We start from the raw sequence: 14,312 nt of genomic DNA, 5'->3' as shown, positions 1-14,312 counted from the left end.
TATTGGTAAGCCGGTAAACAACCCAATCTGTCTCGTTTGGGCTTACCGGTTCCAGGATGATCAATATTGAATGACTGGACAGAGTGGTAATATGGCAATTGGGAAACAGCTGAATGACATAAGTTACCATGCCATCGATCCGCCTTTCCTCTCGCGGTATATCGCGCAACTTTTCTATCCGACGGAACGGAAAAGTCACCCGGGAGTTTCGTCCAAATATTTCAATTACATTAATATTATCAACGCCATATGGGTAAAAGGACTTATTGTGGAGGGATTTGATATGATACCCCTCCATGGAGGTTTCACCCAGCAGCTTCCAGTTTGCAGGATCCGACATGGTGCTTTGTTCAAAAACCTTTTGCTCGGGTGAGAAAAGGTCGGGAATTGACTCAAGGCATCCCTCAGAAATGGGCTCATCCTGCGTAACAAAAACAACGCCATTTTTCTCAACCACCGAATGAACCGGCACCAAACCATGATCTTCTTTGTTGATCCCAGGAAACGCCTCATTCCCCGGAATGTGTTTTAGCGTCCCATCGAGACCATAGGTCCAGGCATGGTACGGGCAGACAAATGCTTTGGTACAGCCACTTTCATCCCCCTTAAGTTTCATTCCTCGGTGACGGCAAGCATTTTTGAACGCCCGAACAACACCATCCTCTCCCCTTACAACAAGAAGGGGACGGCCGGCTGATTTACGCGCAATGTAAGAGCCTTTATCGAGAAGAGCAGCAGATGGACAATACGGAACAGGCATCCGCCGCAAAAGTTCAATTTCTTTCTCAAACCGCTCTTGCGAGGTGTAGTTTTCTACGGGTTCTTTCCAAACCGTTTCGCCTAAATCAGTCGTCTTGTTATCGATATGCTGGAAGATCCTATCAATAACATCATTATCGCTTAATAGTGTGGTCATTTTCTAACTCTTGTTGTTAATGTTATTATGCCAGAAAAATACTTAGCTTGCTTACTATATACCATATTTCATGCCTTAGAAAATGCTAGAATTCGATTTCTCTGCTTTTCGAAAATTATGAGACTTTGATCGTCAAAAGACTTCTGTCAGGTAAAAAAAGCATTTAAATTCGCCACATACATGAAATCCACGCACCAAAAAACAGAAACAAATTTCTCGCGCATATTTCTCATTTTTTTTCATCAAGACGAACGCAATCATTTTGGGTTTGCCAGAGGGCACAGAACGTACCCACGTAATTCGCCTGCAAGTGGGATCGTTTTTCTTTTGCTAAAGACGGCGTGCATGTTGCCGTCGCACATCCAGATTTTCCGGCCGAAAACTATCTGTTTTGTCAGCAATTTCGGGTTATACTTCGGTCCCCTGCCAGCGTTACGAAAAACTGCCGCCCCTCAACAAGATCTCCTAAAACAGCCCAAAAGTCGGGGATGCCAGAAGATATACTCGGACTGTTTCTTAGATTTATGAAAACGAAAGATCTGAAAATTAAGGCAAATGGCTTTTGAATGAGAGTTGTCCTATCGACTTGTCAATATTCAATTTTTATATATAATCTTTAAAAAATATACCAAAAATGATGGTCATAATAAAAACTGAAAACGCACCCTTTCCGACCCTCATTTCTCGTATATTTTCCAAGAATAAAAAAGTGCTGCGCTAAAGAATAAATGAAAATAACGGTTGTAACAGGCAGCCATACAATCGCACATCGGGAGGACTATCATGACACAACAAACCAAACATATAAGCCGTCGTCATGCGTTGGCGGGAGGTGCCTCGATTATCGCAGCTCCGGCATTGATCGGCAAAGCATCTGCGGCCGAAAAAGTGACCTGGAAAGTTCAATCTCATTGGCCCAAAGCCTCCTCCTCTTTTGGGGATAGTCTTCAACTGATCGCCGATGAACTGAAAGCAAACACCGAAGGCCAGTTTGAGCTACAGCTTTTTGGAGCTGGTGAATTTGCCAAAGGCGGCGAGATTTTCAATATCGTTCGCAAGGGCGTGGTTGAGATGGGCACCATTTCACCAGGTTACATCCAGGGCGAGGCGGTGACCGCCGGATTGGCGCTTGGTGTGCCGGGTACCTTCCGCGAACCTTGGGAATTTTCTCATTTCCTTAAAAATATGGGCTTTGAAGCGCTGTTTAATGAAGATCTCGCAAAATATGGCGTCGTTAGCCGGGCTGAGAAAATTTATCCGACCGAACTTGTTGTCTCTAAACCTGTGAATTCGCTTGAGGATTTCTCAACCCTGAAACTCCGCTCTTCTGGAAGTTACCTGAAATTCCTGGAAGCCGCGGGTGCGTCCACGCAAAGTATTGCAGGACCAGAGCTGTATTCAAGCCTTGCCAGTGGTGTTGTTGACGGTGCCCATTGGGGCGCGGCGCAAGGCGCAATGTCAATGAGCCTATGGGAAGTGGCGAAATTCCATATGAAGCCAACGATGGGCCTTGCAATGGATACACTGATCATGAACCAAGGCGCCGTTGATGCCTTGTCTCCTGATCTGAGAGCCGAATTCTTTAATCTCGTTGACCTTCGGTTCTGGAAACGCACCACCGAATATCAATACAAAGAAAAACTGGCCCTTTCAAAAGGTCAGGCCGAGATGAATGTTGCTGTTTCGCAGTTCCCCGATGATGTGTTGAAAAAATTCTCGGAAGCCTCCGGCGCCATTTTGAAAGAGGAGAGTGCAAAAGGCGGTAACGCAGCCAAAGCCACCGATATGCTTGTCAGTTTCCTTAAAGGAATGGGTTACATCTAAAACCGGTGGATCATTGTATCTTCAAACAAAGCTAACCCAAAACCACCCCCCCCCTTTGGCCATCGCGCCATAGGGGACCGGTCGGTTTTTTGTGACGGAATTTTTAATAATTCAAGTCTTTGAAGTTGCTGGATAAGCAACATAAGCAACAATAAAAAGGAGGGGTTATATGGGTGCCCTAACCGCATTTGCCCGCGCGGTGACTGTAACGAACGCTTGGGTCGGGCGCGTTGCCAGCTACGCCGTACTTATTCTATTTATTCTGTTACTCAGCGACGTGGTCATGCGTTATGTCACGCAAAGCCCCGTTTCCTGGTCTTCTCTCGCCTCCAAAATGGTGTTTGGTGTCTATGCCATTATAGGCGGCGGCTATCTGTTGGCGCGCCGCGACCATGTGAATGTTGATCTGTTCTATGGCAATTTTTCCAAGAAGAAAAAAGCCGTCACCGACATCGCCACTTCCTTTCTGTTTTTCCTGTTTTTGTCTGTGTTGCTAACGGAAAGTTTTTCCATGGCCTATGACAGTATTTCTCGCCTTGAGGTGAGTTATGAAACCACCTGGCGACCGCCCCTTTGGCCCTCCAAATCCATGATCTTCGTCGCGGCAGCGTTATTGGCCTTGCAGGGTATCGTTAAATTGATCGCCGATATCATGATCCTGATGGATATAGAGGTGGATGAAAGCGCTTTCGGGCCGCTGCAGGATGATGACACAAGCGAAAAGGAAACCGTCTAATGTATGATTTCCTGAGTATCGAGCTTCTCACCCTCCTCTTCTTCGGATTGTTATTTGTTTTCATAATGCTGGGTGTGCCGCTGGCCTTTGTGCTGGGCGGTCTGTCTATCGTGTTTTTGTATTTCGAACGCGGCCCCATCTCCTTTTACCTGATTGCCTCAAAAATGTGGGATCTGATGGAAACATCGTCCCTGATTGCCATACCGCTCTATGTGTTTATGGCGCTTCTGCTGGAGCGCAGCGGCGTCGCCCATGATCTGTATCGCATGATGCACCTATGGTGGGGCGGTGTGCGTGGTGGCCTTGCGATCGGAACGGTTGGGATCTGCACCATTTTTGCCGCTATGTCTGGCATTTCCGGTGCCGCGGTTGTGACCATGGGAACCATTGCCCTGCCGCAGATGTTGAACCGCGGGTATGATAAACGGCTTGCGCTTGGTGCTATTAACGCAGGCGGAGGCTGGGGTATTCTGATCCCGCCGTCCATCCTCATGGTTCTCTATGCGCTGATCACCGAAGTTTCTGTTGGCAAGTTATTTGCGGCCGGCGTTTTTCCGGGTCTTTTGCTTTTCGCTCTTGTCTCGACCTACATTGGAATTCGCTGTTGGTTCCAACCCCATCTGGGACCGTCCCTACCGCCAGAGGAACGGGCCAGCTGGGCGGAGAAGATAAATGCCCTGAAATCAATTTTCCTGCCGGTTTTCATCATCTTTATTGTGCTGGGCGCCATTTTTGGTGGTTTTGCCACAGTGACAGAAGCGGCCGCAGTCGGCGTTTTTGGCGCGTTAGTTGCCAGTGCAGTTAACCGCAAACTCTCCTGGAAAATTATCTCGGAAGCCTCTCTTCGAACCTTTCGCCTGACAACCATCATCACATGGATCGTCTTTGCAGCTCACGCCTATTCCATGGCGTATACTGCGATGGGTGCCGAAGAATTCATCACCCATTTAACCGCACAGATTCCGGGTGGCAAATGGGGTGCACTCGCGTTCATGATGTTTGTTCTGCTGCTGTTGGGAATGGTTCTGGATCCAGTGGGCATTATGCTGATTACCCTACCGGTCTTCCTCCCGCTTGTGGCTGCGCACGGATTTGATCCTGTATGGTTTGGTATTCTGTTTGTGATTATGATGGAGATCGGATACATGACACCGCCGTTTGGGTTTAATCTGTTTTACCTGCGCTCCGTCGCACCGCCCAGCGTCACCATGAAAGACATCTATTGGTCAGTCGGACCCTATACGTTGGTGGAACTATCAGGGCTGCTGATCATCGTGATCTTCCCAGGGATTGCCCTATGGCTGCCTGAATATCTGTTCCAATGACGCACTCCGTTATCATCCCAAGGTGATGATAAAAACCATAGCAAGCGCCGATCCAATTTCAAACGATTGGCGCTTGCTACAAAAAGAAACCCTCAGCACGAGCATTGCTCGCTTTGCCCCCGTTTCATGCGGTTTGAGGCTGCGCATCCGATAAACGTTTAACTGACAGCATAGCCCTATTTTCTTCGATAAACTTAAACCTCATGGCTTTTGGTTCGCGAAGAACTGTGTTGCCTTTTTTAACACTTCCCTCTCCTCACGCAGAAGCCGGTTTTCTTTGCGAAGTTCTATAATCTCGCGTTCCTCTGTCACCTGAGATAACTGGGATTTAAGATGTTGGATCTCAAGAGCTTGATCAACATCCGGTTGTCGCTCCGGCGCGGGCTTTTGATAGGTTGCTTTCCAGTCATAAAGCGACTTGGTACTGAGACCCAATCGGCTAAATATTTCTCTAACTGAATATCCTCGATCTGTGACTTGAGCGACCGCATCACGTTTAAATTCTTCTGTGTAACGAATACCTGACATTACTCAAAACTCCTTGTTTCATTTTTAAACTGCAAGGTGTCTTCAAATCTAGGAGGATCTTATATTGATACATAATCAAATGATTGTTGATGTCATTTCTAGACGCGTATTAAAGGCACTGGATATCCTGCGGTGTGATGGAATATAGTTGTAATTCAACTTCTTCCACGTTGCCTGTAGCTAAAGGTCAGGCAATTATCTAGGAATTTGATGTTATGAAGATAGGTGCAAGCGGTTTAGTCAAACTATCTCAGATGATTTGTGGAGAAGAGCCTTTCGGCTTCTTTCCCTATCGTAGTTCTTCTTATCTGACACGGTTTTTTGTAGATTTGGATCTTGATTACGTCCACGACGGTTCAACGCGCCGACACTGGGTTAACGATGCCCTGGTGGAGATAAATAATGAACCTGCTCCTTCAGCTGAAATGCCTTCCAGCAGCATGACCAAGGTTATCGAGAGTCTTTTGCATCCTGATAATTATTTTTTAAACTCAGATAGAGACCGTGCAGAAGCACTTAAAGCGATGAATAAACTTCTCAGATCATATGACCTCACTGTGAAGGAACAAACAAATGGTCAAGTTATACTAGGTCCCACATTTGGAGAATCTATTTCAACCGCACATGGTACTTTATCCGTAGAAAAATTCATCACGTTAAAACCAAGTGTTTTTAATGTCCCGGATAAGTCTCAGAATGAAAGATTGGTTTCTGTGATGATGCCTTTTAGCTCCAATTTTGATGGTACTTTTGAAGCTGTTAAGCGTGTCACCGACCATATGAAACTCGAATGTTTGCGCCCAGACAATATTTGGGACAACGATACATTCATGCAAGACATATTCGACCTGATTTACTGCGCTAAAGCTGTTGTAGTTGATTTCACCGGACGGAATCCGAATGTCATGTATGAAACTGGTATTGCTCACACACTCGGGAAGTCTGTAATTCCTATTACGCAATCATTAAACGATATTCCATCTGATCTTGGGCATCATAGAGCCTTGAAATATCTACCTAACGAGGAAGGATACCGTGATCTAAGTAATAATCTGTTCAAGCGCTTGCAGGTTGTAGTTAAGTGACCTTACCGAAAACACAAAACATTACATATAAAGCAGCTATCCAAAATTAGAGCAAACGTGTGGGGTAAACGTGTGGGGAAGTGTTTTCACCGATACTAATAAGTAATTGATTTTATTGAACTATATAGGGCATGAAATCAATGGCGGTGAAGGTGGGATTCGAACCCATTTTTTTCTAGTCATTTGTTTTAATTAAATTTTTTCTGATTATATAGAAAGAATGTACTGTTTTTTGTACGGTTTTTTGTACGGTTTTAGGACGAAAATGGCGAATTATCTAAAGCTTCGAGGAAAAAAATTCTATTTCACAATCTCGATCCCCGGTGAATTACAGAATTACTATGACGGTAAGAAAGAGATCACCAAGGCACTTAAAACTGACAGCGAAGAAGTCGCTCGCCCAAAAGCATTGCTGTTAGCCGCTGACTTCAAGAAACAGTTTCAAGATCTTGAGAATGGAACAGTCCATACACTCCAACTGCCTGAAATCAGATCAGCTCTTAAGACAGCTGCTAATGATGAAGATTATAGGGCGGCTCAAGAGGCTTTGCTTGATATGGTGGACGTCGTTAATCCCCCTCACCGCCCAACCAGTATAGCCGCAGCAAAAGCCCAAACCCTCTATAAACAAGCGCATTGTCAGGCGACCGAAATTCTGTCGCTCAAAGATCAATTTGTGAAAGAGCACCAGAATCTAGCGCCAAAAACCATGCAAGCCTATCTGGCAACCTTAAATGACTTTGCCGCTCTTAATCCTGTCATGGAGGAAGTTACTCTTAAGGACGCGTCAAATTTCCTGGTGAAACCGATCATCGAGGAAAACAAATCGCCGGCCACAATTAAAAGATGGCGTACCGCACTTCGGCAATTCTTCGCTTGGGCCATCAAGCGTGGCCTTGTTGAGAAAATGGACAACCCATTTGCGCAGGTTGAGCTTCCTAAATCCCCAAACAAAGAAAAAAATACAGAAAAGCCTCATCGTGAATTTACAAATGAAGAAGTCGAAAAGCTACTTCAACATATCCCTGAACGAGATCCTGCCCTCAAAGACCTCACTATTTTGGGAATGTATTCAGGTGCCCGCATTGAAGAAATTTCCCGGATCAAGAAAGATCATGTGAACTTGGAAACAAAGACGATACTCGTCGATGTGTCCAAAACACAGGCAGGCATCCGCCATCTGCCAATTGTGAGTGCGATTGAACCGCTCGTCCGGAAACTGATGGAAACATCAAAGAATGAATACCTGCTCGACAATCTCACCTGGAGCGCGCTGAACGTGAACGGTGAGCGAATTGAAGAACACTCCCGAAGCAAGAATGTCGGGAAACGGTTCAATCGATTAAGGCAAAAGCTCGAAATTTTGGGGACATCAAATAGAGTTTGCGACTTTCACTCCTTCCGAGCCACAGTCGCGGGAAAACTGGAACGAGCCGGTTGCCCAGAAGGCATCGCGGCCGATATTCTGGGGCATGAGCGGAACAACAACCAAAAACTTGGGATAACTTATGGGCTTTATGCGGATCCTGCAGATATACATGAGCGCAGGAAGTGGTTGGAGAAGATTATTTTTTCATCTTAGTTTGTGAAATCGCTAAAAATTCAATTTCTCAATTAGATGTTAGGGGTTAAAAACCTAATTGGGCCTTTTATTTAACGGAAAGATTTAAGTTTCAATATTCCCGCCTTTTCACAAAAAACCAAAAAATAATTATACCTAAGCTTCGCAAACTCGATCCCTGAGTTACCCAGCACCTCAACAACTGATAGGTCATATTTTGCTCACATGAGTGTTTTAGTACGATCCGCTAACGAAATGTAGAAGATCGTCCCGCTAAAAAACTAATATAGGTATTAAAATCAATCTTACTCTACCAAATGTACTCATTGTGCAGAGCCTTATCGCTACACAGAAATAGAACTTCCTATGGCTAATAATCATGTTGAAAGTGTGATTGAATAAGGTAACTGCTAGAAAAAATTCAAAGCAATAGTTTTAGTCACTGTCAGCAATCCCTTGTAAGGTGTTGAGAGCGTCTTCAACTTTATGACATATACTACAGTTAAATAACTGATCAATATGCAATCTATCGCTTAGAGCAATTGCCAACTTACGTTCGGTAAAAAAAGCGTCGCAAAAAGCAAGAGCTTGAGAAGCATGATTGAAATCAATTAAATCGTTAGGTTTGAACTTCTGCCCTTTATTCCAGCGAAGATCAGCATGCAAGCTAACTCCAACATGGATCATTTTAAGCTGATGCTTTGTCTCCTCCTTTTTGAAACTCTCAAGTAGAATATTCTTTCCAGCGTTATTCAGTAACTTCCATTGATTTGGTGTTGGCTCGTGCTGCATTCCTACCTGTTCACAAGCCATGATGTGAAGTATGTATGCGGCCTCTTCTCCCAATATGTCGATAATACCTCTGAGCTCAATTTTGTAGGTTTGCTCTAAGCTTCTTAACTCTTTAGCGTTTGCAGCGACATCGAAATTCATTTTGGCTGGCTTTGAACCCGGTAAAGGCAAAAATTCGGCTAGACTGTCGCCGAGTATGTCGATCATTTGCGAGAAAGATATCTGACCCATAAAATCATAAAATGATTTCTGAACATACGCCGCCTCATTTGTCGCCATTTCAGTCCAAGTGGGAACTAACGTTCCCAATACATAGGATAATTTAGTCCAAACCATATTCCTTAGCGGATGCAACTCAAGATCGCCTCCTACTGACCTAAAAAAATGAAACAACTCTGCCCGCTGTAAAGTGATTGGATCTTTCAAAGATACTCCAGTGCTCAACTCATCTACGAGTTTTGCTGTTTCTTTCAATCTATGAATTGGTTGTTTACAAAACTCCAAAAAAGCGTATGGGCTTAAAGGGCAAAATACTTTTTCAGTTCTCACTAGTTCCTTGAGGAGCGAAAGAAATTCTTTCCCTTTAGCAATGTTTTTCTCCCCGGTATGAATTTGTCTTAGAATAACCCAAAATCGTGTATCCAGATAGATAGCCTTGCGGCCCTCAAGCTTTTCTCCAAGAGCAACTGACTCTTGCCTGATATATTCATCTATCGAAAAATTTTGTTGCGTTTTCATACCTGAAATAAAACTAAGTTGACTTACAATCTGAAGCTAGTACCTATCGAATTTTGAACGCTCTACAGACAACTTTTAAAATACACATACGCACGAAAAACCAACCTCAATCCAGAATGTTGATCTGATCCTCAGAAAGAAACCCATTGGCAACCAGCTCATTCTTTGCTGCTTCTGGGGATGGCGTGAACAACACAATGCGGAGGTTCGTCTCAGCGCGTGAAAAGCACACATACGCTAATTTGCTGGTACGGTTTAGCTGACCATCTGTCCCCACTCCAGAAACACCAGGGGTCAATGTTTTAGTAAAACTATACTGGTTCCATGCTGCTTCAACATCGTCGAAGACAACTAAGACATTTTCATATTCTTCTCCTTTGACACCGTGTTGAGTACTGAAAAGAGTATTGTCTTCAACAAAATCACAATAATTTTGCAGCTCAGACGACTTCATTTCAAAGAAAGTATCGCACAACCAATCTGATTTTTCTTCGGTATGGAGATCCGGATCGTACTCTTCATCTCTTGGAGCTCGTTCAAGATGACTTATTAACCGCTCTGCAGGCTTAAACAAACCATGCTCATTACAAAAAACAAGTATCTCTTTAAGTGATCCATCCGCCCATATCGCAGCTAATTCTTCTGCAAGCTCCTTTGAGAGAGTCATCATTGCCTTAAGTGATTTCTCACTATTTTGCCCACGAACATCGAAAGCAGGGCTAGTTCGCCGAAGCACATCTATCAAAGATCGATAATCTTCTTGCCTTTGATGTCTAACAATTGGGCAAATAGTTTTTACGAAAGGCTTAAGTAGAAAATGATCCCCGCTTTCATAATCTTCCTGAGCTTTGGAAGATGCATAAGCCCCAGTGAATAATTTATGTATGTTGGTAAACCCTAACCGTCTGGCTATCATCTGGCGAACCAGAAACAATTTTTTTACTTCAGTTCCTTCAGCCCAACCCCAATCCTGAACTGCCTGATCAAACTTTTGTAAAGATTGTTCCAATTGTTCATCTGTATAGCGTTTTCGAGGTCCTGCAGGCTCTTGTGCCTGAATAAGAGTCAAAAAAACACTTCCCTCAATATCTTTGTTATTTCCAGCAGGGATTTGACGAACATCTTTCCGAAATGCATTCAGCAAATTAATAACCTTGACTGAGCATCTGAAATTTTCCTGTTTGGTTATCTCAACTGAGCCAGGCGGACCTCCAAAGCCTCCAGTGCCCTGATCATAGATTTGCTGCATTGGATCACCAAAATATCCAACTATGGGCAGCCCATCCTTCGCACAAACTTTATTCAAAGCTGTGACAACTTGTTCGAAAGTGTCTTGCGCCTCATCTACAAAAAAATAGGGGTATTTTTGACCTAAAATTCGCTGAAAAATAGGTTTATTGATGATGATGTATGCTGCTACAGAAACAATATCATCATGACTAAGTTGGCCCTGGGCATAATTACTTACAGCGGCATCATCATATTTAAATGCTTCAACATTTTCCAAGGCATTAAGGTCGGCTTTAAGTCTCTCTGCTTTTGCACGAGCTTTCAGTGCTGTTTGTGAGGCTCCACCATTGTCTTTTTCTTCCGCTTTGGCAATTTGTCTAGGGATTATGTCTTCCTTGAGAGCTTCACGTATTTCTCGCGTAAATCTATGGATTTCTCCCCAAAGAAAAGTATGAAGCGTTTTGACAAAAAAAAGATCATCAAACCCAAGCCTTGAAGAAATCACATCAACCGCTCGGTTGGTATAGGTAATACAAACTACTCTTTGGCCTTGTTGGCGCAATTTGGAGCCAAATTGCCCTCTCACAAAATCCAGAGCTAAAACCAATGAAGTTGTTTTCCCGGAACCGGCCCCGGCCACAACGGAGAAGGATAAGGGTTGAGCCAAGCATTCTTGAATCTTGTTATCAGCTTCAGTTGGAAGGAGATCCTTTTTCATTGTCCCCCACCTAGAGAATCAATTTGGCCATCGACATCCCCAAGCCGCCCGATCAACCAATTCAGTCCATCACATATGTATTTGGGAACATTCCAATCGACAGATGAAGAGATGATATCTAAGGCAAATTCAGTTTTCTTAAACGATGATGATTTTACCCGATTAAAAACCTCCTCAAACACTTCACCAGGGTTCTCGGGCAGAGTGATATCTAGCTGTAACTTGCTCGACTTCACTAGGGTCAAGTTCTCATAAATAAATGTTTCCTCCAGTGTTCTCCCGTGAAGTTCCATTTCATCATCTTCATATTTAATGGAAACCGGCATTTGAAAGGAGACGAAACGACTATTGTCTGCTTGAGATCGTATAGCTGGATCAATTGCAACTAATTCTCCAATGCGGCTCATCCCAAAAAATTTCACAAGCGAAGCATTTGAAGTCACAGCACCATCTTGATCCGCACGGCAAGCCCTCCTGTTATTTGCCGGATCAACAGAGTCAATATCTGTCAAAACAAGATAGGGAATATGTAAAAATTCCAATAGCCCCGCAAATCTATGGGAATAAGCGCCGCCCACTTCCAAAACTGAAATGTATTTTGAACTTAGAGCCGGAGCATGTTTTTCTATCATTTTGGGCAGCAATAATTTTTCTGCCGCACCCTCAATTAAAATGGCTGCGTCTGCAAAAAACAGGTCACAATGAGTCAACCTTAAATATTTAACCAGAAACTTTAGCGCCTCTGCAGGATCGATTTCCTCGCCTTCGATTTCCACAGGCTCGGGTTGAAACTTTCTGAGATTATGAACTTGAGAGGCGTTGAGAATTACGGTATCGTCTGCTTCTTTCGCTTCTGATTTACATCGCTGGAAATAGCGAACTTTACCAAACTCAACAGCATCCAATATATGAGAAGAATGCGTCGTAACAGCAAGCTGCGGAACAAGGCTATCTTCTTCACTAGCAGCAGTTTTAAGTATGTTCCACATGTTACTGATAAAAGTCTGTTGAACCTGTGCATGAAGGTGAGCTTCAGGTTCTTCAATAAAAATGACCTGACATAAAGGCCTGTCTTTTTCTGTATTCATCCATTGAAGGTGATAATGAGAGATGCGAACTGCCATATAAATGAGATGTTTGAAACCTAGACCATTATAAGCCTCTGGTAATTCATGTCCTAAACCGGCATCGACATAAAGCAGGTCGGTACTTCCCTCTAACACAATTTCAGAACTGAGAGCAGACACGAGTCGAAGTTCCCGATCATGTACAGTTGGAACACCCAAGCCCTTAATTACGGTTATTAAGCCGCTGAAATGCTTTTCGTAATGTTCCGTTAGGCGATCATTGTTTTCATCAATGACCTGCACAGCTTCTTCGTTAATTTCTGGTTGGTCGAGATTATGACGATAGAATGAAGCAAAAGCAGAAGAAAGTTTGTTGCTTCTACCAATTTCCTCGTCGTCAATGTTCCTTTGAGCATCGATAAAATCCACCCTAATCAAAGACTTGAGAATCCTTTTCCCTTCCGTCGCCTCTAATGGCAGCGCCTTAACTTCATCTCCATTTCTTTCAAGAGATGCGTAAGTCACATGAAAATTATTGGCTAAGTTTCGCTCTAGGCCCAAGAAATGACCTAAAGATTTTTTACGTACCCCGCCTTCATCTACGGGAAAAGTTGCTGAATATTCCTGCCACAACTTCATAGGATCTTTCACACATAAAGTGCAACGCATACCTACTTCGTCGAATTCATCAGACAGATTTGGCAATAAAGAGAACGCTCTTCCAAAAGCTATGCTGGCCGGATCAATACTAAACCATAAATCCAACTCAATTGTTGGCAGTTTTGCCTCGGCATCATCAACATTTAACTCATCAAAATCAGCAATCGAACCAACCGAAAAATCATGAATTTTGAAAGTCCGATTTTCCAAAAAACTTCTGAAGGCCGCTACAATGGAAGTTTTTCCACTATTATTGGGCCCGACAAAAATTGTCTCGCTGGCTTCAAAGTCTAGATCAATATTTTCCAGTCGTCGAAAATTTTTCAGGCATGCATTTTTTAGTTTCACTATTGGTCACACTATTTTTGGTCTCAGTAGAAAAAGCTTCTGCATTCTGAATACGTCAATTTGATAAATTACGCAATTATAGGATGTAATATCTTTAAACTTGATCTCCTATCATAATAAATCACTGATCCTTACCATGGCACCTGCTCCAGCCTAAAAGGCTTAGCTATGTATCGCCCTGGTTCATTTTGGTCAGAACCTCCTGATTGAGAGAGATTCTCCATTTGGGTCGAATTGCTAAACAGACATTGCAGGTTCACTGGCTCTTGCTTCAAAGGTTGAAACATTTGCATTTGCATTTCCAAGATAAAGTACATCATTCAAATAGTATTTTTGAGATTGGGCCATTTTTTAGACGCTCTAGTTTCATTTCCATTATCCCCTTTTTGGCCCCGAACTTTGCTCACTGACCAGATGAATTTGTTTAATTCACTCAATCTGCTCAAAGTTTTGATGAGAGTGCTGCTGGTTTTATTAAAGACAAAAAGAAATTTTGAGGTATATCCAAAGCATCCTATAACGCCTGTAAATTTTCATATGAAAATTTGAATATAAACTCCCCTAATGAGCTTTCGTATTTTTGGATCAGTTATCAAAGAGTTTAGAAAGCGATTTTGTATGAATGTAAATATCAAGCAATACTGCCAGTCGTCAGGCCACATGTCGCTACAATTCTATTGAATTAGGGACAGTACTTCTTTTTTAAAATACTCGTTTGCTTCTTCAACAAACTCAATAACTTTTTTATCAAAATGTGCATCTAAATCATCTTTGGTAATGGCAT

At 43.2% G+C, this 14,312-nt stretch carries 9 protein-coding genes and 2 pseudogenes; 5 read left to right on the top strand and 6 right to left on the bottom strand.

The window, feature by feature from the left end; all coding sequences use genetic code 11:
• A partial coding sequence (locus tag ACJAYR_RS17135) for an aromatic ring-hydroxylating oxygenase subunit alpha (RefSeq protein ID WP_415237731.1) occupies nucleotides 1-916 on the bottom strand: 916 nt, incomplete at its 3' end.
• A 783-nt stretch (nucleotides 917-1,699) separates the two neighbouring features.
• Between ACJAYR_RS17135 and dctP the strand changes: the two genes are divergently transcribed.
• The 3 genes from dctP to ACJAYR_RS17120 all read left to right on the top strand — a co-directional run bounded on the left by dctP (nucleotide 1,700) and on the right by ACJAYR_RS17120 (nucleotide 4,801).
• A complete protein-coding gene (dctP, locus tag ACJAYR_RS17130) occupies nucleotides 1,700-2,740 on the top strand; it encodes a TRAP transporter substrate-binding protein DctP (RefSeq protein ID WP_415237730.1) in 1,041 nt (346 codons plus the stop codon).
• Nucleotides 2,741-2,909: 169 nt separating this feature from the next.
• Nucleotides 2,910-3,476, top strand: a complete 567-nt coding sequence (locus ACJAYR_RS17125) for a TRAP transporter small permease subunit (RefSeq protein ID WP_415237729.1) — start codon at nucleotides 2,910-2,912, stop codon at nucleotides 3,474-3,476.
• Nucleotides 3,477-3,487: 11 nt separating this feature from the next.
• Nucleotides 3,488-4,801, top strand: coding sequence for a TRAP transporter large permease (locus ACJAYR_RS17120; protein WP_415237732.1), 1,314 nt, complete (start codon nucleotides 3,488-3,490; stop codon nucleotides 4,799-4,801).
• A gap of 157 nt (nucleotides 4,802-4,958) precedes the next feature.
• Here the strand turns inward: ACJAYR_RS17120 and ACJAYR_RS17115 are convergent.
• A pseudogene (locus ACJAYR_RS17115) lies at nucleotides 4,959-5,092 on the bottom strand (IS3 family transposase); the annotation flags it as partial.
• A gap of 39 nt (nucleotides 5,093-5,131) precedes the next feature.
• Nucleotides 5,132-5,329, bottom strand: a pseudogene (locus ACJAYR_RS17110) (transposase); the annotation flags it as partial.
• A gap of 215 nt (nucleotides 5,330-5,544) precedes the next feature.
• On the opposite strand from ACJAYR_RS17110, the gene ACJAYR_RS17105 reads away from it, so the two are divergent.
• Together ACJAYR_RS17105 and ACJAYR_RS17100 are read left to right on the top strand one after the other, a co-directional pair.
• Entirely contained in the window at nucleotides 5,545-6,414 is an 870-nt protein-coding gene (locus ACJAYR_RS17105; RefSeq protein WP_415237728.1) for a hypothetical protein, read from the top strand.
• Between the two features lie 265 nt (nucleotides 6,415-6,679).
• Nucleotides 6,680-7,996 (top strand): tyrosine-type recombinase/integrase, encoded by a 1,317-nt coding sequence (locus tag ACJAYR_RS17100; protein ID WP_415237727.1) that lies wholly within the window; start codon nucleotides 6,680-6,682, stop codon nucleotides 7,994-7,996.
• Nucleotides 7,997-8,410: 414 nt separating this feature from the next.
• Here ACJAYR_RS17100 and ACJAYR_RS17095 read toward each other — a convergent pair whose 3' ends face one another.
• The 3 genes from ACJAYR_RS17095 to ACJAYR_RS17085 form a co-directional block, all read right to left on the bottom strand.
• The gene (locus ACJAYR_RS17095) at nucleotides 8,411-9,505 is read right to left on the bottom strand and encodes a hypothetical protein (RefSeq protein WP_415237726.1); all 1,095 of its coding nucleotides are present in this window, start codon (nucleotides 9,503-9,505) and stop codon (nucleotides 8,411-8,413) included.
• Nucleotides 9,506-9,611: 106 nt separating this feature from the next.
• Nucleotides 9,612-11,453: a UvrD-helicase domain-containing protein gene (locus ACJAYR_RS17090; protein ID WP_415237725.1), complete on the bottom strand. Its 1,842-nt coding sequence runs from the start codon at nucleotides 11,451-11,453 to the stop codon at nucleotides 9,612-9,614.
• Nucleotides 11,450-13,528, bottom strand: a complete 2,079-nt coding sequence (locus ACJAYR_RS17085) for an ATP-dependent nuclease (RefSeq protein ID WP_415237724.1) — start codon at nucleotides 13,526-13,528, stop codon at nucleotides 11,450-11,452. The genes ACJAYR_RS17090 and ACJAYR_RS17085 overlap by 4 nt, the downstream gene beginning before the upstream one ends.
• Between the last annotated feature and the right edge of the window lie 784 nt (nucleotides 13,529-14,312).

It is taken from the genome of Sneathiella sp., assembly GCF_047631475.1.
Taxonomy (GTDB): domain Bacteria; phylum Pseudomonadota; class Alphaproteobacteria; order Sneathiellales; family Sneathiellaceae; genus Sneathiella.
The sequence above is the reverse complement of the archived record's forward strand: the minus strand, read 5'-3'. Positions and strand labels throughout refer to the sequence as shown.

Coding starts and splice junctions, on each gene's coding strand:
- ACJAYR_RS17100 (WP_415237727.1), top strand. CDS start 6,680: ATGGCGAATTATCTAAAGCTTCGAGGAAAAAAATTCTATTTCACAATC.
- ACJAYR_RS17090 (WP_415237725.1), bottom strand. CDS start 11,453: ATGAAAAAGGATCTCCTTCCAACTGAAGCTGATAACAAGATTCAAGAA.
- ACJAYR_RS17095 (WP_415237726.1), bottom strand. CDS start 9,505: ATGAAAACGCAACAAAATTTTTCGATAGATGAATATATCAGGCAAGAG.
- dctP (WP_415237730.1), top strand. CDS start 1,700: ATGACACAACAAACCAAACATATAAGCCGTCGTCATGCGTTGGCGGGA.
- ACJAYR_RS17105 (WP_415237728.1), top strand. CDS start 5,545: ATGAAGATAGGTGCAAGCGGTTTAGTCAAACTATCTCAGATGATTTGT.
- ACJAYR_RS17125 (WP_415237729.1), top strand. CDS start 2,910: ATGGGTGCCCTAACCGCATTTGCCCGCGCGGTGACTGTAACGAACGCT.